Genomic DNA, 23610 nt, shown 5'->3' with positions numbered 1-23610 from the left:
AGTAGCGCATGCTACCGGACTTGTAGCATGCGCTCTAGGGATGTTCTGGCTTTGTCGGCGACTGCGGGCGGTACATAAATCTGCGGCTTCATCGTCTCCAGGCATTTGACCAGTTTTTTTAGATTATTAACTTTCATATTCGGACAAACGAGGAATTTGGTGGCAAAATGAAATTCCTTATCCGGACTGTCCTTGCGGAGCTGATAGCCGGTACCGTCTTCTGTTCCGACAATAAACTGCTTGCGGTCAGATTTCTTGCAATAATCAATAATGGATGTAGTGCTGCCTACATAGTCGCCCATGGCAACTACCTCAGGACGGCATTCCGGATGCACGACAAATTCAGCCTCCGGATATTTCGCTTTCATTTCAACCACATCTTTGACCGTAAGCATATCATGAGTATTGCAATAGCCTTCCCAGATAATCAGCTTCTTGCCGGTCTGATCCTGCACGTATTGGCCCAGGTTCTTATCGGGTACCCAGATAATCTCTTCAGCATCCAGAGACTCAATTACCCTCACCGCATTGGCAGATGTACAGCAGATATCCGTTTCCGCTTTGATTTCGGCTGAAGAGTTGATGTAGGTGACCACTTTGGCATTGGGGTGCTGTGCCTTCAGCTTACGCAGTCCGTCCACGTTCACCATGTCTGCCATCGGGCAGCCGGCACGTTCATCCGGAATAAGCACGGTTTTGTCCGGTGCCAGAATTTTGGCGCTTTCCCCCATGAAGTGGACGCCGCAGAATACGATGACATCGGCATCTGTCTCCGCAGCCTTTTGAGCGAGCAAAAAAGAGTCCCCCGAAAATCTGCCACTTCCTGGATTTCATCGCGCTGATAATAATGAGCCAAAATGATTGCATTCCGTTCTTTTTTTAGCTGTTCGAGGCGCACACGAAGTTCACGATTCTGTTCCTGCTTGCGCTCAAGCGCCAGAGCTTCCACGGTCTGTTCTCCCCCTTATGTTTTACGGCCTAGGCCATCCCATTCTAATCAAATTTCCCGGAGTCTCGCGGGTACGCAGCAGCCACCCGGCGCTGCAATTGCTTAGCCATTAGATTATTTAATATTTAATCACTAATGTACACAACGTTACTCCCACTGTCAATGTAACGAAGCCTCCGGCAGAGGGACCCCAGACCGTCTGTGGGACAAAAAAATCCGGAGAACCCTAAGGCATCTCCGGATCATATTTAGAAACATTCCGTTCAGGTGACAATTAGACTAGGCTGCCGCCGCCGTCTTTATTGCCGTTATTAGAATCATTTCCATCCGCCGGGTCCGGGTTGTTCGGAATATCCTTGGACAAGTCCCCGATCGTGGATGAAGTGTCATCAGTTTTGCCTTGAATCCGGACACGCACATCACCGATGGAATCGATGACAGGCTCGCCTTCTTCGTGAGTCACGCCTGCAGCATCCTCAGGTTTGCCGTCTTCAGTCAGGTAGCCTTGCTCAATCAGTTCTTTAATCTGATCCAGCTCCAGCGTTTCCTTCTCAAGCAGCGTGTTGGCAATCAGGTGCATTTCTTTGGAGTATTTGGTCAGCAGCTCTTTGCAGCGTTCATAACTGCTGCGGATAAAGTTCTGCATTTCCTGATCGATTTCATAAGCGATGGAGTCACTGTAATTCTGCTCATGTCCGATATCCCGGCCCAGGAATACCTGGCCTTGGGAAGTACCAAACTGCATAGGTCCCAGTTTATCACTCATACCGTATTCCATAATCATGCTGCGTACAATTCGTGTAGCCTGCTGGAAGTCACTGTATGCGCCTGTACCGATCTCGCCGATGAATAGTTCTTCAGCGACACGTCCGCCGAGCAGCCCGGTGACTTTATCAAGCAATTCCTGCTTGGTAACAAGCATCCGGTCTTCTTTTGGAAGCATAATTACATATCCGCCTGCGCGGCCGCGCGGGATAATGGTAACCTTGTGAACCATATCCGCATGTTCCAGGAAATAACCGACAATCGTATGACCCGCTTCGTGGTAAGCCACGATGCGCTTCTCGCGTTCACTGATGACGCGGCTGCGTTTCTCGGTACCCACGATTACCCGGTCAATGGCCTCATCCACTTCCGTCATGGAAATATCCTTGCGGTTGCGGCGTGCAGCGAGAAGGGCTGCTTCATTCAGCAGGTTCTCCAAATCAGCGCCGGTGAAACCGGTAGTACGCTTGGCGATAACGTCAAGTCTGACATCCTTGGTCAGCGGTTTATTGCGGGAGTGAACCTTCAGTACAGCTTCACGGCCCTTGACATCCGGACGGTCAACCGTGATTTGACGGTCAAAACGTCCCGGACGAAGCAGCGCCGGATCAAGAATGTCTGCGCGGTTGGTAGCCGCGACGATAATAATGCCTTCATTGCCGCCAAAGCCGTCCATTTCGACGAGCAATTGGTTGAGGGTCTGCTCACGTTCGTCATGTCCGCCGCCGAGTCCGGCGCCGCGTTGACGTCCGACTGCATCGATCTCATCAATAAAGATGATACAAGGGGCATTCTTCTTCGCATTCTCGAACAAATCGCGCACACGGGATGCACCGACACCGACGAACATTTCCACGAAGTCGGAACCGGAGATGCTGAAGAACGGAACACCGGCTTCACCGGCTACCGCACGGGCCAGCAGGGTTTTACCTGTACCTGGAGGGCCCACGAGAAGCACACCCTTAGGAATACGTGCGCCTACCGCTGCGAATTTGCGCGGATCCTTCAGGAATTCAACGACTTCGACAAGCTCCTGCTTCTCTTCATCGGCTCCTGCAACATCCTCGAAGCTGATTTTCTTCTTCTCTTCATTATATAACCGGGCTTTGCTCTTGCCGAAATTCATGACCTTGCCGCCGCCACCCTGCGCCTGATTGAACAGGAAGAAGAACAGGATGAACATGATAACGAGCGGAATAATGGAAGAGAGGAACGTCAGCCAGATGCTGTCACCCTCCATTTTCTTCTGCGTCAGCTCTATTCCGTTATCATCACTGGCAACTATGAGTTCGTTAAGGGCTTCATCTGTAGGAGGAACAAAAGTGGAGAAGTTTTTCGATTTAGCATCTGAAGGCTGTTGCTTGTATTCGCCGGTTACGGCAAAAGCATTGCCTTCGAACTGAATCGTCATGCTCTTCACATTGTTATTCTTGATCTCCTGTCTTAACTCATCGTATCTAGGGAAATCGGCGGATTCATTTCCATTGCTTACAAACTGGACAATGCCCACCACGACTAAAAATAAAATCAAATAAAAACCAGAATTCCGGATGAACCGATTCATCCCCTACCTCCTCTCACAACGCTCAAGTTATTGTACCATAGCCTGCCCAGACTCCTCAAATTGTCAGAGGCCAGGGGTTCTGATCCGTAGATCTAAGGCTGTCGATTAGCTCATTTGGAATAAATTTCAGGCTTCAGTACACCGACGTAAGGGAGGTTCCGATACTGCTCGGCATAATCGAGTCCATAACCTACGACAAATTCATCCGGAATAACAAATCCGGTATAAGCGGCTTCCAGATTAACTGTACGTCCTGCCGGTTTGTCGAACAGGGTAACCACAGTAACTGAAGCGGCATTGCGGCCCTGCAGCATTTCAATCAAATAGCTGAGCGTAAGCCCGCTGTCAATGATGTCCTCCACAATCAGAACATCGCGTCCTTCAACGGAAGTGTCCAAATCCTTGATGATTTTGACTACGCCTGAAGATTTGGTGGATGCTCCGTAGCTGGATACAGCCATAAAATCCATTTCTACAGGGACTGTAATCACTTTGACCAGATCCGCCATAAAAATAAACGCGCCTTTCAGCACACAAATGACGAGTGGCGTGCGTCCTGCATATTCCGTACTCAGCTGGGCGCCGAGCTCCCTGATTCTTTGTTGAATTTCCTCTTCGCTGATCAAGATTTCCTGAATATCGTTCTGCAACTTGCGAACCTCCTAAGTTATACTATGAAAGACTTACTTCGGCCATAACGCTTCTTCGCTCTTCTCCATATCCTCCAGAGACAACAGAAGAACCGAGGCCGTGTGCCGCCCTACTGCGGCATGCATCGAGCGCCTTACGCCCGGAATCCAGACGATATTGCCCAAATCATCACAAACGAGGGGAATCGCAGCGCGTTCGGAAGAAGGTATTTTATCATCAATGTAAATATCTTTTACCTTTTTGCTTCCGTTTAATCCCATAACCCTTATGGTATCTCCAGGCAATCGGGAACGGATGGTGAGTGGCAGAACCAGCTCTCCGCTGTCAAACCACGCCAACATTTTCCCAGAGTCCTCCCCAGTACAGTAAAATTTTCTCTCTCCAGCACCGACATCGTCAATACTTTTCCTATCTCCTTAATTTCAACACGGGGATGAGGCAAAGACAGCCGATATGTATAGCTTGATTCCTGCTGCGGAGGCTTGGACGAGAACACAATAGTATCATATTGCCGCATGCAGATCAGACCTCTGCCCATATTCAAACTCCATACAGTAGGATAATCCTGCAGCGTTCCCCGGCGTACTGCTTCAATCTTGGGGAAATCCAAGCTCGATGAATCCGCCGACAGATAATTTAATATTAGTTTAATCAAACGCCGTTGTAAAGCGGAGGGTATAGCCGTAAATAATGCTCTCTGCATGGTGCATTTTCCGGCATCGGCCAAAACAAGTTCGTTAAAGTATTTTTGTGCCGCCGCCTCCATATACTCATCTTCCGCCTGGACAATTTCGGACAATTGCAGAAGCGATTGCCTCACTTTCGGATTAAACGCTTCAAGCGCCGGAATCAGGTTCAGCCGGACCGCATTGCGTCTATATTCTGTCATTAAATTACTGGCGTCCTCGGCGTATGGCAGGCCCTCCTGCCGGCACAGGCTGACAAGAGCTGTTTTGTTAATACGCAGGAAGGGCCGGATCAGTTCCACCTTTTTTTCGGTGCGTTTCCAGCGCATTCCCGCCAGGCCCGATGGGCCGCTCCCCGGAGCAAGCGCATCAGCACTGTTTCCGCCTGATCGTCTGCATGATGCGCAAGTGCCACCGAACGGGCAGCATAGCGGTGCGCAGTGTCGATGAGAAACTGGTACCGTTTTTCCCGTGCTGCCCCCTCAGGCCCGAGGCCGCTCTCTTTGACGAGTGAGGGAATATCAAACTCCGCCAGCTCAAAGGGAAGTCCAAGCCTCTCAGCCATTGCACGGACTGCTTCGGCTTCTTCCACCGACTCCGGTCTGAACCCATGATTCACATGGGCACATATTAAGGTCAGCGGCATGCGGTTCAGGGAAATTTCATGCAGGATATGCAAAAGAGCCACAGAGTCCGGCCCTCCGGAAACTGCGACTACAATGGTGTCATGGGGCGACCACAGCCCATGCTCGGCTGCAGACTCCAATACGGATTCCACCAGTTCATTCATTTGCTCCATACGGCTCCCTTTCTACCCGGTCGATAGGCCAGAACCGGACCAGCCGTCCAGTTTCACCTATAGTATGTATGATTTCAAAAACGGAATACGTAATAAATCATAAAGATCAGCACAAATAAAGATAGCGCAAATGCACTTTTTAGCCAACCGGGTGTCGCCATCGTTTCCTTCCCCGGTTTTCTTGTGCTGTAAATATGAATCTTCCAGGCTTCCATGGCCGCTTCACTTCCCGGAAATCCGCCTTTCAGGGCCAGACACAGCCAGGAGGACAGCTTCTTGTCAGGCAGGCTTCTGGCCAGCTTCACCAGTTCGTCTGCGCTGCGGGTCTGCGGCAGCTGCGCTGCTGCGGCCTTTAAGCCCTCTTCATTAAGCAGCCGCAGACACAGCACAGCAAACGCAAAAAGATCGTAATTCTCATCCCCCGTGCGGCTTCCGGCATTCCAGTACCCGCGGTCATGCCATTCGGTAAATTGCTTCACGCTGCGGCCCAGCGGGCTGGCGCCGCCGTAATCGATCAGCTCAGCCTCTCCGTAATTGGAGACCAGTACATTCTCCGGCTTCAAATCTCCGAACACAAAACCGCACTCATGCAGGTTCCGGAGTTTCTCCAGCAGCTTGAGGCCCACCAGCCCAAGCCAGGAAGCACCGTTTTTGGCCAAAAAATGATGCAGCGGCCGGCCTTCTACATAACGCATCACATAAAACGGCACGCTGTCCTTATAATCATCCGATTCAAGTAAATAAGAAGACAATGCGGATTCACGATGCGCCCGGTGCTCTTTTCGCTTCCTGCTGGATTGCAGACTGGTCAGCACATTGATTTCCGATTGCAGTTCAAGGGTATCGTTGCCGATCTTCAGCGCATAGCGCTCCCGCCTGCCTTCACGCTGCACGAGATATACAGTTCCGTTCGCTCCTCTTCCCAGCATACGCTCCACGACATAACGGTTGCCCCGCCATTTGCCGCGGATTACTGTGCCGGCAGGAAAGGGCGGATTAGACGACATACCCACCAATCATCCCTTCTTTTTCATCGTAACCGCCATCTGTCGGACGTTCACGGTGTTCATCCAGTGTATCATAACGGTAATGCTCAAGCACCTTGAAAATGGCTGGTCCGGTAGGTGTGGCCCCACGCATCTTCAGCTTGGAGAACAACGAACGGACCTCCGACACATTGTGCGTCCAGTCCATATCGAGCATGGCCTCTTCACTGCTGGAGCGTCCGGGAAAATGGAAAACAGCAATTTCGCTCTTGCCCTCCCGCGCCTCCAGGCTAAGCGCCAGATCACGGATCGCATCTTCTACAGCACCCAGCTTCGGCTTCATGCTCGCACTGGCGTCAATGAGCAGTGCGATGCGCAGCGGAGTGGTCTCGGTCAGCTCATCGACAACCGTCACCACCTGCGAACGCTGCAGTGGAGGCAGCTCTTCCAGCGAACCTTCACCAAGAATTTTTTTTACCTCTTTATTAACCGCCTGCTGAATCGTCTGAACCACTGTCTTGCGGGTCATCATCTGAATCGTCTGTGCCAGCTGCGGCGTTCCGACGATCCGGCTGAGCCCGCCGCCGGCTTTCGCAATATCAGCAATCTCCCGGCTGCCCATCTCTCCGATGGTCCCATAATCAACAACACCGACCACATTGACGGTGATTCCCTCCTGCCGGGCATGCGCCGCAGCCATCACCGGACTCTCCCCTACGTTCGAACACCCGTCAGTAATAAGCAGGATTTGCTTCATAACCGACCACTCCCTTCCTTGTATATGTCTCTAGCATATCCAAGGTAGAGAGATTTCAAACGCCGCTATGCGGGGAAGATGATTACTTATGTGTGAAAAGGCGTCACTGCGATGAACTTTTGGGCTTCCGATCGCTGTTGTCTTCCGATTTCTTGATTGGAAACCGCTGATACAGCGGCCTCAGACAGCAGCGTCAGTTAAATGATAGATTAGCTCACGGTGCGCGGGCGCTCCATCCGCCCAATACCGGGCAGGTGCAGGCTGGACCATTCCGGATGGAAGTGATCCAGGCGGCTGACCACAATCGTCATGTCATCATGAATTTCATTGCCCTGATACCGGATAACCTTCTCCAGCAGATTATCCGCCAGTTCCTGGGGATCATCACCCTCAAGCTCCTGGATTAGTCGTTTCATCCATATCTCTTTATTAACGGCATATCCGGGCGCATCGTAAATACCATCAGTCATCATGATTAGAATATCGCCCGGACGCAGCTGCATGCTGACAAGATCAACCTCTATCTCCTTGATGATTCCGATCGGCAGATTGCTGGCCGTTACCGGAATAACCTCGCTGCCGCGCCGGATGAAGCTGGGAGCCGAGGCAATTTTCATAAATGTAGTCTGCGCCGAGTACTGGTCGATTAGCGCCATATCCACAGTCGCATAGAATTCATCCGGAGAACGCAGGAGCAGAATGGAATTGACGGATTTAACGGCCAGCTTCTCGTCCATTCCGGACTGCAGCAGCTTTTCCAGCATTCCCAGCGCCGCGCTGCTCTCCATGCGGGCCCGCTCTCCATTACCCATCCCGTCACTGATGGAAACCGCAAAGGTTCCGTTGCCAAGTTCAACGGTACTGAAGCTGTCCCCCGACAGCATATCTCCGCCCTTGGCCGCCCCGGCAACTCCGGTATTGACCTCATAGGCTTTGGCTGAACCGAAGGTCACCATCGACAGCCCCTCCCGGGGATGAACTGCCGTTTCGTTCACCACGGCAATATTCTCTTCCAGAATGTCAGAGAGCAGCGGAGCAATCATCTTGCGGCATTCGTCGAAGCCGCGGGTATAAGCATGAACCACTTCAATCTCTACCCGCCCCGGGTCCAGACTCAGGATTTCAATACTGTGGATGGATAAGCCCAGCTTTTCCAGCGCCTCGCGGATCTGGCTTTCCTGGCGGTACATCGCCTGTCCTTCGCGCTTGATCTCATTGGCCAGGTCCTCCATTACCTGGGAAACCCCTGACAGCTGCTCGGCAACAAATTGGCGGCTGTCGTATATTTGTCTCTTCCAGCGCATATCATGCTGGTATAGCTCATATTGGCCTTTCATCACTTCCAGCACTTCCCCAGTTTTGCCGCAAATCCGGCTCCATTCCGGCGGAAGCTGGGCAGCGGTAATATTCGGGCATTCCTCCACAGTTGTCATCATATCGGTCATATAGCGGTAAGTCTGATAGAACTTGGCGTCCCAGCAATGTGTGCGCCGGATGCAGCCCGAGCAGGCTCCTTCCGTCACGGTATTCATGAAATCTTCCATTTCACGATCCGATTTGCCCGCTTCTCCGGCGCGGGAAATCTGGCCGAAGCTGCTTGACAGCTGCCGGAACACCTGGGAGAACTGGGTTACCCGGTCTGCTGTAATATCCCTGACTCTTCTGGCATATTCATGTTGGGAGCGGCTATGGTCAGGTGTGCCCGGCACATACTTGGCAATGGCAGAAATCATCCCTTTAGGTGTTAGAAGAAACAACACTACGGCTGCGCAGGTTTCCCAGGTGGAGGCCATCACATCACCCGGACCGAGAAAATAGACGGACAGAATCGTTGACCCCAGCAGCATTCCGATGGATACTGCACCTTTACGTCCAGATTGCATCATGCCTGCCAGCATACCGGAGAAAGCAAGGAGGCTCATCTGATAGATGGCCCCGATATCTGCGAGGCTGAGGATCAGTCCGGTCACCACACCGACGGCTGCACCGAGCGGAGCACCTCCGGCCAGGGCAAAAATCAAAATCAGAAAACGGGATAGAATATGCTCAAGGGACAGCCCATTGACACTCCAGCCGACAAGGCCAGTCATGACCGAAGCCAGCAAAATAATCAGACAAAGCACTTCATCGTTGCGCAGCGCCCTGCTTTTCTGCTTATAGGTAAAGACCGGAAGCGCCTGCAAAAATACAAGAGTGAGCACAAATCCGAGCAAAGCATCAAGCGTTACCATCATCAGCGAGTACCACGTAATCGATGGCCCCATCACGATTTTAAATAAACCCACCATAAAAGAAGAGACAAACACCATCAGCGGTGCGTAGGAAAGCTCTACTTTTTGAAAGCTCTCCAGCCCTTTATAAATCAGGAAAAAGATAATCAGTTCGGCGGCAACCATCACAGCACCGGGGAATGGAGTGAAAAGGCTTCCGAGAATAATTGCGCCGGCTACAGGCAATATGGAGTCTCTGCGCATAAATACAATAACGGCAAAATAAGCTGCTGCAAAAGGGGACAGCTCGTCCAGTATCATCGCACGGCCCAGCAGAAAGCCCATAAGACTTAGCAGCAGCATCCATTTTTTCACTATGAAAAACTGGATCATCGGCTGCTTCAGACTCCACGCTTTAGCGCGTTCACCCCAGCTATCCTTCTGACCCTTGTCATTGCTTCCAGCTCTTGTCCACTCCGGCAAATTCACCACATTGCTTTTACTCATTTCTCTGCACCACCCGTTTTAGAATTTATGGTTCTCATTATATAGCGGGGGTCTTACGAAAGTTTGTCAGAAACAGAGAGCAGTCTGCAAGAAATTTCCGACAAAAAAGCCTGTCCCGACATTCCGTGGAAAAGCTTGCGCATCCCTTGCGGGACAGCCGGTTGGCGGCTATTTATGGAAACCATTCCCACTTCTGCAGGTCCTGCTGCTGCAGACATTCGTCAGCGATTGCTCTGGAGTTATGTGAAAATGGCTAGGATGCTGTCGGCAATTTATTTCCTGCCGACAAAAAAACCGCCACAAAGTGAAGGCTGAGCGATAAGCAGAACAAAATCACCCTGGCGGGTGAATAGCAACACGGGGCTTATGGCCGCAGGGATTCCCCACCGCTCCAAAATCAGCAGGGCATGCTGAAGACGGATCGCCCTATTCCTTCACGATCTATCCGCAGCCGTTACGGACAGGAAAGCCGTTATGGATAGAAGATTCGTCTATTCCACAGGACTACGGACTGAGATGCCCTTATTTGTCCCTTTCCCCTTTATTCCAGGCTCAATCGAACGATATAACGGCTCCTGAGTCCGTAACTGCTGAAAAAACAAGATTTTGAACAAAATAAGGGCTCCTCAGTCCGCTTCAGTCCGCGGATGGAGCACTCCTGAAAGAGTAATATTGCCCAATTAAGTTTCTTTTTTTCACTTCAATCTCTCTATTGTTGATTTGAAGGAAAAATAAGTTTCTTTTTTCCAACTAACAGTTGTTCATCCGCTTCTTCGCCAGTGCGAATTATGAAAATCTATCGAATCCGGCTCGGCTGATTTCCGCTCTTTGGAGAGAATTCACTGAATTGACCTCTGCTCATAATTTCCTGTAATACAAAAAAACCGCAAAGGGCACTCTGCCCCCGGCGGTTATTAATGATGTGCAGGTATTCAAATTATACGCGCTTGGCTCCACGGCCTCCGCGCTTTCCTTCTGTGTTCTTCTTGATCGAAGATATCCGTTCTTCGCTGTCTTTCAGGAAGCGTGACATTTTATCCTCGAATGAAGGTTTACCGGCTGCAGGCTTGAATGGACGCCCTCCCCGTTCACGATTGTAACCACCGCCGCCTCCACCACTGCCGCCACCGCCGCCGAAACGGTCTCCACCGCTTGGACGTTCAGGTCTTGGAGCTCTGGGGGGACGTACTTCCGATGCCGGCTTATCTACGGCCTGCTTGATGGAAAGTCCGATCTTGCCGTCCTTGTCAACATTAATCACTTTGACGGTTACCACATCAGCAATCTTCAAATGATCGTTAACATCCTTGACGTAGTTATCGGCGATTTCCGAGATGTGAACGAGACCTGTGACACCTCCTGACAGATCCACAAATGCTCCGAAATGCGTGATGCCTGTCACCTTGCCCTCTAACTTGGTGCCCACTTCAATTGCCATAGAATAAAATGATCCTCCCTTAAAAATATACAGACGAATATAAAGTCCATCCAGTCTGCGGTGATTTGATTATACAGTAAAGAACAAATCAAGGCAACACAGCGAAAGCCCCTTTTAGCCTGCTTTATTCCCCTGATTGCTCCGTACGAATAGGTGTTTCGCCTGGCGGATACATATTGTACCATTTGCGGGCTAATTGTCCGATATACTCATCATCTTTCAGGCGGGAGACTTCATATTTCAGTTGATTCAGGGAAGTCGTAACGGTCTCATGGCTTTCCTGTTTCTGGGCGAGCCGTTCACTCTTATCCGCAATCACCGCACTCTGGGCAAAGAAAATATAACCGGCCCAGCCGAAAAACACCGCGACGACGAGTGTCCATATGACTCTTCTTCTCTTCGCACCTGCGGCCGAAGCTTTGTGGTTACTCTCCTTCTCTTCCGCAGAGAATCTGTTCATGCAGCGTACCTCCAGTACAAGGTCAGTGTTTCCGTTTGGTGTGTATCCATGCCATGAATCCCGTGATCCAGGCGCTGTGATAGAGCCGGGAAGCATGAGGCGAGATCCATCTTACAGGAAATACCCAAATCGGCTTCGTTAGACGCAGCAGCAGCTTAAGAATAAATAGAAGGATACGGCCCAGCAGCCGGAATATGCCTCTCAAGAGGCGCCATAACCAGCGGAGTGGAACACCAATCAGCACTTCTATAACTCTCCACAGCAATCTGCACGTATACTGAACCGACTGAATTAACATTACCACAAATCTCCGCACCGTAACACTGAAGATCAAAAAATAGATCCATACGCCTAGAAACAGCCCTACAAAGACATAAAACCTCAATTGTCCCTGATTTCCGGCATAAAGCATGCGGAAGACCAGCAGCGCTGCCCAGAGCCAGTACAGCAAATCCAGCAGCGCATTCAACCACTTGGGAAAGCTCAATTTCAGCGACAGCACCCGGTAGCTGTCATAGGCCAGTCCCATGGCTGTACCGGCCAGCATCATATAGAACAGGGTCACCCACTGAACTGCGGGATTCATTTGAATAGCTTGCCGAGTATTCCCTTATTTTTGCCTTGCGCGCCGGGATCCAGATAAATCAGGGAATGCACATTGCCTTCCAGGGACAATAGGCCATTCTCCAGACTTAAGTTCTTGATATGTAAATGATTCCCGCGGATGGTGAGATGGCCAAGTTCCGTACGGAGCAAAAACTCTTCGCTGTCGAAGCTTTCCACATTCTGCACACCGGTAAGTTCAAGCTGCTTGCGGCTGTGCATGTGCAAATCGTGCTGTTTATTGACCTTTGCTGGCTCGATCATAGCATGTACCCCTCCTTCTTGTTTCTAATCTATGGGGAAGGGAGCGTTTATAGAACAGCCGCCGCAGCAAAAAAGCGCAAGCTCTGCGTGAATGCAGAGCTGCGCTTTTCTCAGTAATCTTACAAATCCGTCTACCAGTCCAGGCCGCTTGTTTTGGCAACAGGCTCTTCGCGGAGCAGTGTATACATGCCTGCAGCTTCGTCCTTGCGGGTCGTCTCGACCAGCTTTTCCACTTTGACCGTTACAAGCTTTTGACCGAATTGTACGGTAATCTCGTCACCGATCTTTACCGTGCTGCTCGGCTTCGATTCCCGCCCGTTGATAAGTACCCGGCCTTGTTCGGACACATCCTTGGCCACTGTGCGGCGCTTGATCAAACGGGAAACCTTCAGGAATTTATCAAGACGCATTAGTTAACGGCTTCTTTGAGCTTGTTCCCAGCCTTGAAGGCCGGTACAGTGGATTCAGGAATTTCGATCGGTGTGCCCGTTTGCGGGTTGCGGCCCGAGCGGCCGGAACGTTTGCGGGTTTCAAAAGTGCCGAAGCCGATAAGCTGCACTTTGTCGCCTTGTGCCAATGCATCGGTAATTTCACCCAGCACTCCGTTCAATACGGTTTCCACATCTTTTTTTGCCAATCCGCTTTTTTCGGAAATGTTGTTAACCAAATCTGTCTTGTTCATAATTTGAAGTTCCTCCTAGGATACAAAAAAATAAATGAAACGCGATAGTACCGCAGGGGTTCTGCCGCAATCGTCATTTCGTCTTTATGATATTCTTGATGCCAACCCGAATTCCTGCCATGAATCGCCGATTTTTTTAAAAAAACAGGCTTTCACCGCAAAAACGGACTTACAGCACTATAAAACTATAAACTGCTCATTGCCGTTTAAATCAGAGATTCGCGCGCATTCACAGCATTGCCGCTTTGCAGGCCGACTATACCAGATGAACAGGAGCTCTATTAAATTTTCTTCCTGCTATATAAACTGAACTTGTGATTTTTTTATTTGGGATTGGTCGTGGCTCCAGAGAATGTTTGGACTTCCGACCGCTGCCCATTATATAACTTGAACCAGCCACCGGGTGTGCAACGGACTGCTGCTGTTTTACAGCTCCCGTTCCTCTAATTTGGCTTCCTGCCAGAGGGCTTCCATCTGTTCCAGACTGCTGTCCTGAATGGTTGTCCCCTGGCTCAGCAGCCTCTGCTCGATATATTGAAACCGGGAGACAAACTTGCGGTTGGTGCGGGTAAGCGCCTCTTCCGGATCTGCGCCGATAAAACGGGCGGCATTGGTTGCTGCAAACAACAGATCCCCCAGCTCCAGCATCTGCTCCTCCGCTGAAGCACCGTTCTCGATCGCTTCCTGCAACTCGTCTGCCTCCTCACGGATTTTGGCCAGAACGTCGTTTACATGATCCCAATCGAAACCCACCTTGGAGGCTTTCTTCTGCAGCTTGTAAGCTTTCATCAGCGCCGGAAGGTCACGGGGCACGCCGCTGAGCGCAGACTCGGCTTCGGGTTTCAGCCCCTTGCGCCGCTTCTCTTCAGCCTTCATTCCTTCCCAGTTCTTGAGCGCCTCCTCGGCATTGCCGGCTTCGGTGTCCCCGAATACATGCGGATGGCGGAAGATCAGCTTATCGTTCAGACCTTCAATGACGTCGTAGACATTAAAGGTTCCAAGCTCCTCTTCCATCTGGGCATGGAGCATAATCTGAAGCAGCAGGTCGCCAAGCTCTTCCTTCATATGATCCGGATCATCCTCATCGATCGTTTCAAGCACTTCATAGGTTTCCTCTATGAGATTCTTGCGGAGGGATTCATGGGTCTGCTCCGGTCCCAGGGGCAGCCCTCCGGACTGCGCAGAATATCAACAATTTCATGCAGACGGGCAAAGCTGCGCCGTCTTGCAGTCTCCGCACGGTTCGCCGGAACGTATACCAGTGACAGATTACCATAGCCCGTCAGCCGGTCCAGCTCGAAGAGCGGTACGCGTTCAATCTGCTCTTCGCCCTCCACCCCAAGCGCATGGCCGACAATGACTTCATACTCCGGCGGATACAGCTCCATCAGGCAGAGCTTGGTCTCCGATGCGGTAAAGCTGTCATACACCTGGCCGATCAGCGTGTGCAGCTCGGGCTGAAGCTGGGAGCTGCGGATGCCAGAAGCATCCAGAAGCTGAAAGCCCTCGATGGGATCAAAGCCAAGACGCACAAACGCCTCGTCCAGGAAGCTCTCGCCGCCGAGAATCTCCAGCTCGATTCCTGCTTCCGGGCAGCGCCCCCGCAGCAAGGAAACGGCCGACTCGGCAACCATGGGATGTCCCGGAACGGCATAGACAATTTCTGCACCTGCCGGCGCCGATGCACATTCCTCGATGATTTTCGCCGTAATCGCCTCATAAACATCAGGAAAAGAAGACAGCGATTCATACAGATAGTCAAAGGACTGTGAAGCAATCTCAAGCTCTTCCAGCGCCTTCATCACGGGATGCTCAGCGGTGCGCACGTAAACGGCAGATGCCGCTTTCAGCTTTTTGATAATTCCCAGCGTCAGCCGGTCCGGGTTCCCCGAGCCCAGCCCGACTACGGTTAGTCTTGCACTCATACGATTTCTACTCCTTCCAGGCGGCCGCTGCCCTCTTAACGGGTGACCGCTCTATGTACTGCTGATTTACGAGAATATCCGAAAGCGCTGACCCAAGCCATGCCTAGGGTGCGGCTGGTTTTCAGGGAAGCAGCCGAAGCTTTTTCAGCTTGTCCGCAAGCGATGGGCCGAAGCCCGGCAGCTGGCGAAGTTCGCTTTCGCTGAGCAGGCGCAGGGCAACCGCGCCAATGGCGAAGACGGCGCAGCCTGCGAGCACGCCGAGCAGGCTCTGCGCCAGGGCCGCAGTGCGGCTGCCGCCAAGGCCCGCGGCATCCGCCGCAGCGCCGGCAGCGCAGCTCACGGCGGCGGCGGCCAGCGCCAGGCCCGCCAGCAGCAGCGCGGGCCGCAGCAGGGCATCTGCGAGGCGCAGCCGCAGATGGCCCTGGCGGTACAGCAGCAGCACGTTCAGCGCTGCTGCGAACCCGTGCGCGGCCACGCTGGCGATGGCCGCGCCGGTAATGCCCTGCTGCGGGACCAGCAGCAGGTTTAGGGCCGCCTTGAGCAGCGCGGCGGCCAGAAGGTGCAGCGCCGGCGCGCGCACGGCGCCGAGGCCCTGCAGCAGCGCGGCCGAGATGATGCTGACCGTGCCGCCAGCGGCGGTGAAGGCCAGCCAGATCATCGTGCTGCTGCCGGAGGCGTCGCCGTAGAGCGCGATGTTGACCGGCTCAGCAAGCACAGCCAGGCCTGCGGAGGCGGCCAGGCCCAGCAGCCAGAACCAGCGCAGCGACAGGCTGCAGCGGGTCTGGATCAGCCCAAGGTCGCCCCGGTACTTGGCTTCGGCGAGTGCCGGGATAAAGACAACGGACAGCGAAGTTGCGAGCATCGTGACGATCTGTACGAGCGGCAGGCCGCGGTTATAGATCCCGAACTGCGCCATCGCTGCCGCCTCACTCCCGCCGGAGGACAGCAGGCGGGGCACCGTGAACACATCCACCAGTCCGATGAGCGGCACGGCCAAAGCCCCCAGCATGACGGGAAGCCCGTATGCCAGCAGCTGTCCGATCCGTATACGTTCTCTCCGGTTCTCCGGGGCAAGCTGTCTTTGCTCTTTCGTCCATGATATTCCCCCTGCTGTCTCTGAGGCAGCCGCAAGCTCAGGCTCCGGCTGGCGGCGGCGGTGCTGCCGCAGATACAGCAGCATAATCAGCAAACCTGTCACACCGCCGCCGGCTGACCCCAGCAGCGCGCCGGCGGCAATGCCTGCCGCATCTGCATGGATAGAGGTCAGATAGAGCAGCAGAGCAATCATAACCGCCACACGCACGGTCTGCTCGGCAACCTGGGAAACGGCAGTAGGGACCATGTTATGCAAGCCTTGAAAATAACCGCGCAGCGCAGCCATAAGCGGAACAACGGCCAGCCCCCACGCACTGCTGCGCAGCGCAGGGGTAACATGCGAATTGCCAACCCATACCGATATCAGGGGTGCGCCCGCATAGACAAGAATTCCGATCAGGACGCCGCTGGAAGCGGTCAGAACAGCGGAGAGCTTCAGAATCCGCCGTCCCTCCTGCTCCGCTCTTCCCGCAGAGGCCTCCGCCACGAATTTCGAAACGGCGGACGGCAGTCCCAGCATTGCCACGGTTACCAGCATCGTATACAGCGGATATACGGTGTTATAGATGCCGAATACGGCATCTCCGCCCAGATTCTGCAGCGGGATTTTCTGCAGGGTGCCAATCAGCTTGGAAAGGATGGCTGCAGCACTAAGAATGAATGCTCCCTGCAGCAGCTTGGAGCCTTGCGACTTAAGTTTCATACACATACCTGCTTCTACAGCTACAACTGCTATGATGGGATGAATTTCTATATTATAACGCATATGGACACCGGACGACAAAAACCCCGCCGTTCCTTTTGATTTGTCTTGCTCAAAAGGTAGGCGGGGCCTTAGTGTCCCGGCGTTACTGCTCCATTTGTTTGCCCAGGAATGCTGCGGCCGTCTCGGCCATTTTCACTTCCATCTGCGCCATTTTTACCGAATCATCCTTGCTCAGCAAGACCACACAGCCGATGGGGTCCCCACCCGAAATAATGGGAGCAGCCACATAGGAGGACACGGTTTCCGGATGGTCTTTACCGATGTCGTAGCTGCCCGCATTCGTCTCAAGCACCGTCTTGCGGTTTTCCATGACTTTCTCAAGAAGTGGACCCACCTGCTTCTCCAGATAATCCTTTTTGGAGCCCCCGGCCAGAGCAATGAAGCTGTCTCTGTCGGTGATCATGGTAATATGGCCTGTTCCTTCAAAAAGAGACTCCGCATATTCCTTGGCAAAATCGCCCAGCTCGCCAATCGGGGAGTACTTTTTCAGTATGACTTCACCGTCACGGTCGACGAAGATTTCCAGTGGATCACCTTCACGGATACGCAAAGTGCGCCGGATTTCTTTGGGGATAACAACTCGTCCGAGGTCATCAATACGTCGTACAATTCCAGTAGCTTTCATTTCACATGTTGCCCCGCTTTCATAAGAAGTTTGGTCCAACTACTGTCCATTATGGGAAAGGATAATCCCAGTGATTTATCGTAATATCTGACCATAGTATTCATCTCTTCCCAGTTCCTTATACATCCTCCGGCATGTATATAAAAGTTTCGGCCCTTGCGCAGACATCGCCCCGTAAATTTCCATAATCCCTTAATTTATGAACGCCAAACAGCCCCGCGCATATAGCGCGGGGCTGTTTGGGTCTAGAATAAATACTGTTATTTGGGTGCTGCCGTAGCAGCCGGAGCTTCAGCGCTTGGTGCGGTTGTAGGCTCAGTTCCGCCTTTGGATGTTCCTGATTCACCAGCAGCCGCAGAGCTCTTCGGCAGATTGATTTTAACATCAAGCGACTCCAGATCCTTTTCGAGGAAGGACTCCAACCCCTGGGATGCGAGTGATCCCTTAATGGTTTCCTTCTGCTCAGCGGTCAGCTTGTCGAAGGTTGTCTCTGTGCGGGATTCCACTTTTATAATGTGATAACCAAAGGTTGTTTTGACCGGATCGCTGACCGTGTTCAGCGGCAGGGTCTGGGCTGCCTGCTTAAATTCCTCCACATAGCCGCCCAGCGCCTTGTCCTTAATTTGGCCGCCGTTCTCCTTGGAGCCGGTATCATCGGAGTATTCTTTTGCCGTTGCCGCAAAATCCGCCCCGCCATCCAGCTTCGCCTTGACTTCCTTTGCCAGCTTCAATGCGTCTGCATCTGTGCGTTCCTTGCCTGCAGCATCTGTCAGGCCAATCAGCACATGGCGGAGCGTAGCTACGGTGAAGTCGCCTTTAGTTTTTTCAAACTCAGTTTTTACCTGGTCGTCTTTTACTTTAAGCAGCATATCCTGATATACGGTAAGCACACGCAGCATATACGAACGGATATCATCTTCAGTCAAATTGGCTTGCTTAAGGGTACTATCGTAAGTGTCGCCAAGGCCAGTTTTGATGGCTTTCACTTGTTCATCCGCTTCCTTCTCGGCTTCCTTCTTCGCGGCATCCGTCGCTTTGCCGGCAAGATATTCAAAAGCGACCTCCTGCTTCAGGATGGACTCCTTGAAAGCATCGATTTCCAGGTACTGCGCCTGCTGCGGTGACAGGAGCTTCATGACCCGTGTATCCATATCAAATTCTGTTTCGGTAATGGTGCCGCCCTTGTAGGTGGCTACCGCTTTGCTGTTGTCCTTAGCACCATTGCTGGTGTTGTTGTTGCTGCTGCAGGCTGCCAGCATGGAGAAGGAAACGGCCGCCGCCAGTGAAACGAGCAGCACTTTCCAGGATTTTGTTTTATTTAATGACATTGTGTAGTTCTCCCTTCGATTTTAGAGACTGTTTGGCCGCCGCCAGGAACTGTTCCAGCAAGTCAAGCAGCTCCTTATCCTCCAGGTTCTTCGATTTCACGCGGATGGTTGCTTTGGCGTCCCTATCAAATTGTACACGTCTTTCAAAGCTATTTCCAACTTTAGCAAGCTTCGCCGTATCAAAAGCACCAGTGCTGCCTTCGTGGAAGTTGAGCGAAACTTCATCGCCCCGCCGGACCATCGATTCCATGCCGTAAAGCTTGCCGTACACTTTCAGGCGGGCAACGGACAGCAGATTGACTACGGCTTCAGGCAGCTCCCCGAAGCGGTCCAGCAGTTCATCTTCCAGCTCAGCGGCATCCTCAAGCGTAGCCACAGCGGCAACCTTCTTATAAATCTCAATTTTTTGAATGCTGTCGTAAATATATTCGGATGGCAGATAAGCATCAATCGACAAATCAATGACCGTATTCCCTTGCTTAAGGGAAGTGTCTTCCTCGCCGAGCACACTGACTTTGCGTTTGCGGATTTCTTCCGCAAGCATTTGCGAATAGAGGTCGAACCCGACAGAGGCAATGAACCCATGCTGTTCGGCGCCAAGCAGATTGCCCGCTCCGCGAATGGAAAGGTCGCGCATGGCGATTTTGAAGCCTGAACCCAGCTCTGTGAATTCCTTAATCGACTGCAAGCGCTTCTCGGCTACCTCAGTTAGCACCTTGTCGCGCTGGTACGTAAAGTAGGCATAGGCAATCCGGTTGGAGCGGCCTACCCGTCCACGCAGCTGGTACAGCTGGGACAACCCCATTTTGTCGGCATCATGGACAATTAGAGTATTCACGTTAGGAATATCCACCCCGGTCTCGATGATGCTCGTGCTGACCAGCACGTCGTACTCCCCGTCCAGAAAGTCAAGGATGGTCTTCTCCAGCTCTGACTCCGACATTTGGCCATGGCCGATGCCGACCCGTGCTTCCGGAACGAGCATGGAGATCTGCGCGGCCATTTCCTGGATTCCCTGGACACGGTTATAGAGATAATAGACCTGTCCACCCCGGGCCAGTTCGCGTTCCACGGCCTCCCGGATGAGCGTCTGGCTGTGTTCCACCACATACGTCTGCACGGGAAAACGGTTCTCCGGCGGCGTCTCAATAACGGACAAGTCCCGCACACCGAGCATTGACATATGCAGGGTACGGGGAATAGGCGTAGCCGTAAGCGTCAGCACATCGACATTTGTCTTCAGTTTCTTAAGTTTCTCCTTATGGGTGACACCAAAACGCTGCTCCTCATCCACGATCAGAAGTCCCAGATCCTTAAAGACCATATCCTGCGACAGCAGCCGGTGTGTGCCGATAACCACATCTACTGTGCCTTGGCGAACCCCTTTAATCGTCTCGTTCTGCTCCTTGCGGCTGCGGAATCTGCTGAGTACCTGGATGTTAAGCGGATAGTTGGCAAAACGCTCGCGGAAGGTCTCATAGTGCTGCTGGGCCAGAATGGTCGTTGGCACCAGCACCGCAACCTGTTTGCCTTCTATCGCCGATTTAAAAGCGGCACGGATCGCCACCTCAGTCTTGCCGTAACCAACGTCACCGCACAGCAGGCGGTCCATCGGCCGGTTCTGCTCCATGTCCTTTTTGATTTCCTCAATCGCCCGCAGCTGATCGCGCGTCTCTTCATAGGGGAACATCTCTTCGAATTCCCGCTGCTCCTGGGTATCCTTCTCAAAACCATAGCCCAGTGCGCTCTGGCGCTCGGCATAGAGCTTGATCAGATCGTCGGCGATATCCTGCACGGATGAACGTACCTTGCTGGTGACCCTTGTCCATTCGTTGCCGCCAAGCTTATAAACCTTCGGCTCCTTGTCTTCCGAGCCTACATATTTTTGAATCAGATCAATCTGGTCGATGGGTACGGAGAGCTTATCTCCTCCGGCATACAGAATATGCATATAATCACGGTGGATTCCGCTGACCTCCAGCGTCCCGATCCCCATATATTTGCCGATCCCGTGATTCTGGTGAACGACATAATCACCGATCTTCAGCTCAGTGTAGCTTTTGATCCGTTCAGCATTATCGATGCCTTTGGATACCTTGCGTGCCTTGCGCTGCTTCTGGGAGAACATTTCCCCTTCAGTAATGACCGCAAGATGTATGGAGGGCAGTTCAAATCCGGAGCCCAGATTTCCTTGCAGGATCGTAGGTTCCTCAATCCCGTAATCATACAGAACCCTGCGGACCCGCTCTATCCGTTCTTCGCCGTTGGCCAGCATAATGACCTTTACGCCTGATTTGTGCCAGCGCTCCATCTCCGATTTCAGCACATTCATCTGACCGTGGAAGTCCTGCATGCCCCGGCTGATGAAGCCCAGAATATTCTGCGGCTGGATATGCGGAACCTGGCGCAGGAAAATCGACATGAACAGGCTCTGAAACGGCCGCTGGTACATAACGGCATCACTCTCTACAGAAAGCTGCAGGTCAGGCAGTGTTTTTCCGTTCTGCAGCAGATGCAGGTTCCATTCCGACTCATCCCGCTCAAGCTGCTTCGCTGTTTCCAGCAGCCGGGCCGGTTCATCGAGCACCAGAAGCGTATCCTGGGCCATGTAATCGTACAGATGGGTACGTTCAGGATATAGAAGGCTGATATATTTATAGATTTCCGGAAAATAAGTGCCCTCGCGGAGCATTTCCAGCTCCCGGCCCATTTCCTCGCGCAAGCGCAGCTTGGCTTGGCGGTCGGTCATTTTCTCGAGCTGGCGTTCCAGCATTGCCGCTGCTTCTGTAGAAGCAGAATCCAGGCGCATCTGATCGGCAATAATTTCTTTGGCAGGTGTGATCTTCACGCTGCGCACCTTGTCGATGGAGCGCTGGTCCTGCGAATCAAAGGTACGGATCGAGTCCACCTCATCATCAAACAGCTCCACCCGGTAGGCCAGGGGAGAAGTCATGGGGAAGAAATCAATAATACCGCCCCGGACGCTGAGTTCGCCGCGATTCTCTACCCGTTCAACCCGTTCGTAGCCCATTTCGATCATGGACATCAGGAAATCATCAAGCACGAGTGTTCCATCCTGCGAAATGGTCAGTTCAGCCCCAGCCATCACATGCGGGGAAGGAAGCAGGCGGCGGACGCCGGAGTAGGGAACTACGACTACGCCACGGAAGCCTTGGGCGCACTTGGTCAGCACATCAATCCGCTGAGCCAGTGTCTCAGGGCTGGAGACCGCCGCTTCAGCGGCTACCAGCTCGTTGGCGGGATAGAGCAGCACGCGGTCCGGAGAAAGCGCTTCCTGTAAATCCTCGGCCATCTTCTGGGCTGAGAACATATTATGAGTCACTACAAGCAGCGGACGCCCCGTTTCTTCATGAAGCGCCGCCAGCATAATTTGCCTGGCCGAACCGGACAAGCCCGAGATGAGCTGCTCCTTCATGCCTGCAGCAACACCGCGGGTAACGGACTGAAAATCGGGATCTTTGGAAAATGCTTCTATAATACCTTGTAACAACAGGCGCACCTCTCTTACTAAACAGGCTGGCACTGCCCCGAAGAGCAGATGCCACCTATTATTATTAGAATCGAAAACAAGCCTTAGCGATAAGGCCAAGGCTTGCGGAAGACAATAGAGACTGCCGCTTCCCACTTTTACTGAAGCGGACTGGCCAGCAGACTGAGCTCAGGGTTATTATCCAAGGCTTCCTTGCAGTAATCGCAGGTCACCTTTACCGTAATCTCGCCGTCTGAATCATACGCTATGATATCTCTGCGCTCCGCAGGGGTCAAGGAATGAAGGCCCAACTGCATTTCTGTAACATCGCTTCTCTGAATGCTTCCCAGAAAAGTCCGGCAGTGCCTGCATACGTAGTTTATTGCCATCTATATGCCTCCTGAAGATAGTATATACCTTCAGTATGCCCCGCGTGACTTCGCTTTAGCCTTAAGGGAATGTTGCATCATCTTGCAATTAGCCGTTGAATTTGGCCATAGTCTGCTCAAACGAATGCTTCAGACTGAACTCTAATGCTGAACCGGTATCCTGAATCATCTTCTCCAGTTTATCTCCATCCTTCTTGGGAAAGGTGGAGAGCACGTAGTCAACGATGGCAAAGCCCGGTTCCGGGCGGGATATCCCCATCCGCACACGGTTGAAGCTTTGGGTTCCGGTATGCTGTATGATCGATTTGATTCCGTTATGGCCGCCGGCGCTTCCTTGGTAGCGCAGCCGGATTTTGCCCAATTCCGTATCCAAATCATCATATACCACAATCATATCCTCAAGCTGCACCTTGTAATAATCCATATAGGCGCGGACAGCTTCCCCGGAAAGATTCATAAATGTCATCGGTTTGATGAGGACGGTCTTAACCCCGTCAATCACACCTTCACCGATAACAGACTTGCATTTGTTCTGATTAAACACTATGCCGTGTCTGGCCGCCAGTTCGTCCAGAGCCATAAAGCCGACATTATGCTTCGTTTTGGCATACTGCGGTCCGGGATTTCCGAGTCCAATAATCCATTTCATGAGGGGGGCTATCCTTTCCACG

At 52.4% G+C, this 23610-nt stretch carries 18 protein-coding genes and 3 pseudogenes; 1 reads left to right on the top strand and 20 read right to left on the bottom strand.

Annotation, left to right across the window (positions count from 1 at the left end):
* Window positions 1-11 precede the first annotated feature (11 nt).
* The 7 genes and pseudogenes from nadA to spoIIE form a co-directional block, all read right to left on the bottom strand.
* Window positions 12-949: pseudogene (gene nadA / locus JI735_RS08950) on the bottom strand (quinolinate synthase NadA).
* A gap of 274 nt (window positions 950-1223) precedes the next feature.
* Window positions 1224-3278, bottom strand: a complete 2055-nt coding sequence (gene ftsH / locus JI735_RS08945; protein WP_039834160.1) for an ATP-dependent zinc metalloprotease FtsH — start codon at window positions 3276-3278, stop codon at window positions 1224-1226.
* Between the two features lie 110 nt (window positions 3279-3388).
* Complete coding sequence (gene hpt, locus JI735_RS08940) at window positions 3389-3928, bottom strand: hypoxanthine phosphoribosyltransferase (RefSeq protein ID WP_039834161.1); 540 nt, start codon at window positions 3926-3928, stop codon at window positions 3389-3391.
* A gap of 33 nt (window positions 3929-3961) precedes the next feature.
* Window positions 3962-5414: pseudogene (gene tilS / locus JI735_RS08935) on the bottom strand (tRNA lysidine(34) synthetase TilS).
* 74 nt (window positions 5415-5488) lie between these two features.
* Entirely contained in the window at window positions 5489-6421 is a 933-nt protein-coding gene (locus tag JI735_RS08930; RefSeq protein WP_039834163.1) for a serine/threonine protein kinase, read from the bottom strand.
* On the bottom strand, window positions 6411-7157 hold the full coding sequence (locus tag JI735_RS08925) for a vWA domain-containing protein (protein ID WP_020426053.1): 747 nt from the start codon (window positions 7155-7157) through the stop codon (window positions 6411-6413). The genes JI735_RS08930 and JI735_RS08925 overlap by 11 nt, the downstream gene beginning before the upstream one ends.
* Window positions 7158-7366: 209 nt before the next feature.
* Window positions 7367-9874, bottom strand: coding sequence for a stage II sporulation protein E (spoIIE, locus tag JI735_RS08920; protein WP_039834164.1), 2508 nt, complete (start codon window positions 9872-9874; stop codon window positions 7367-7369).
* Window positions 9875-10048: 174 nt separating this feature from the next.
* On the opposite strand from spoIIE, the gene JI735_RS08915 reads away from it, so the two are divergent.
* Window positions 10049-10189, top strand: coding sequence for a hypothetical protein (locus JI735_RS08915; protein ID WP_202677323.1), 141 nt, complete (start codon window positions 10049-10051; stop codon window positions 10187-10189).
* A gap of 622 nt (window positions 10190-10811) precedes the next feature.
* Here the strand turns inward: JI735_RS08915 and JI735_RS08910 are convergent.
* The 13 genes and pseudogenes from JI735_RS08910 to pth form a co-directional block, all read right to left on the bottom strand.
* Window positions 10812-11312 carry a S1 domain-containing RNA-binding protein gene (locus tag JI735_RS08910; RefSeq protein ID WP_020425553.1) on the bottom strand — a complete coding sequence of 167 codons (501 nt, stop codon included), beginning with the start codon at window positions 11310-11312 and terminating at the stop codon, window positions 10812-10814.
* Between the two features lie 124 nt (window positions 11313-11436).
* Entirely contained in the window at window positions 11437-11772 is a 336-nt protein-coding gene (locus JI735_RS08905) for an FtsB family cell division protein (protein ID WP_020425552.1), read from the bottom strand.
* Window positions 11773-11794: 22 nt separating this feature from the next.
* On the bottom strand, window positions 11795-12358 hold the full coding sequence (gene yabQ, locus JI735_RS08900; protein ID WP_039834165.1) for a spore cortex biosynthesis protein YabQ: 564 nt from the start codon (window positions 12356-12358) through the stop codon (window positions 11795-11797).
* Window positions 12355-12639 (bottom strand): sporulation protein YabP, encoded by a 285-nt coding sequence (yabP, locus tag JI735_RS08895; RefSeq protein WP_020425550.1) that lies wholly within the window; start codon window positions 12637-12639, stop codon window positions 12355-12357. The genes yabQ and yabP overlap by 4 nt, the downstream gene beginning before the upstream one ends.
* Window positions 12640-12770: 131 nt before the next feature.
* Window positions 12771-13049 (bottom strand): RNA-binding S4 domain-containing protein, encoded by a 279-nt coding sequence (locus tag JI735_RS08890; protein ID WP_020425549.1) that lies wholly within the window; start codon window positions 13047-13049, stop codon window positions 12771-12773.
* A complete protein-coding gene (locus JI735_RS08885) occupies window positions 13049-13321 on the bottom strand; it encodes an HU family DNA-binding protein (protein WP_020425548.1) in 273 nt (90 codons plus the stop codon). The genes JI735_RS08890 and JI735_RS08885 overlap by 1 nt, the downstream gene beginning before the upstream one ends.
* Window positions 13322-13747: 426 nt before the next feature.
* A pseudogene (yabN, locus tag JI735_RS08880) lies at window positions 13748-15246 on the bottom strand (bifunctional methyltransferase/pyrophosphohydrolase YabN).
* Window positions 15247-15367: 121 nt separating this feature from the next.
* Window positions 15368-17044, bottom strand: coding sequence for a putative polysaccharide biosynthesis protein (locus JI735_RS08875; protein WP_202677322.1), 1677 nt, complete (start codon window positions 17042-17044; stop codon window positions 15368-15370).
* Window positions 17045-17189: 145 nt separating this feature from the next.
* Window positions 17190-17732, bottom strand: coding sequence for a stage V sporulation protein T (spoVT, locus tag JI735_RS08870; protein WP_039835470.1), 543 nt, complete (start codon window positions 17730-17732; stop codon window positions 17190-17192).
* 260 nt (window positions 17733-17992) lie between these two features.
* The gene (locus JI735_RS08865) at window positions 17993-19060 is read right to left on the bottom strand and encodes a peptidylprolyl isomerase (RefSeq protein WP_039835471.1); all 1068 of its coding nucleotides are present in this window, start codon (window positions 19058-19060) and stop codon (window positions 17993-17995) included.
* Window positions 19047-22571, bottom strand: coding sequence for a transcription-repair coupling factor (gene mfd / locus JI735_RS08860; protein ID WP_202677321.1), 3525 nt, complete (start codon window positions 22569-22571; stop codon window positions 19047-19049). The genes JI735_RS08865 and mfd overlap by 14 nt, the downstream gene beginning before the upstream one ends.
* 137 nt (window positions 22572-22708) lie before the next feature.
* On the bottom strand, window positions 22709-22939 hold the full coding sequence (locus tag JI735_RS08855) for an anti-sigma-F factor Fin (RefSeq protein ID WP_020425821.1): 231 nt from the start codon (window positions 22937-22939) through the stop codon (window positions 22709-22711).
* A gap of 88 nt (window positions 22940-23027) precedes the next feature.
* Window positions 23028-23588: an aminoacyl-tRNA hydrolase gene (gene pth / locus JI735_RS08850; protein ID WP_039835474.1), complete on the bottom strand. Its 561-nt coding sequence runs from the start codon at window positions 23586-23588 to the stop codon at window positions 23028-23030.
* Window positions 23589-23610 lie beyond the last annotated feature (22 nt).

This window comes from Paenibacillus sonchi (genome assembly GCF_016772475.1).
Taxonomy (GTDB): Bacteria; Bacillota; Bacilli; order Paenibacillales; family Paenibacillaceae; genus Paenibacillus_AQ; species Paenibacillus_AQ sonchi.
This window is presented reverse-complemented; position numbering and strand designations above follow the sequence as displayed.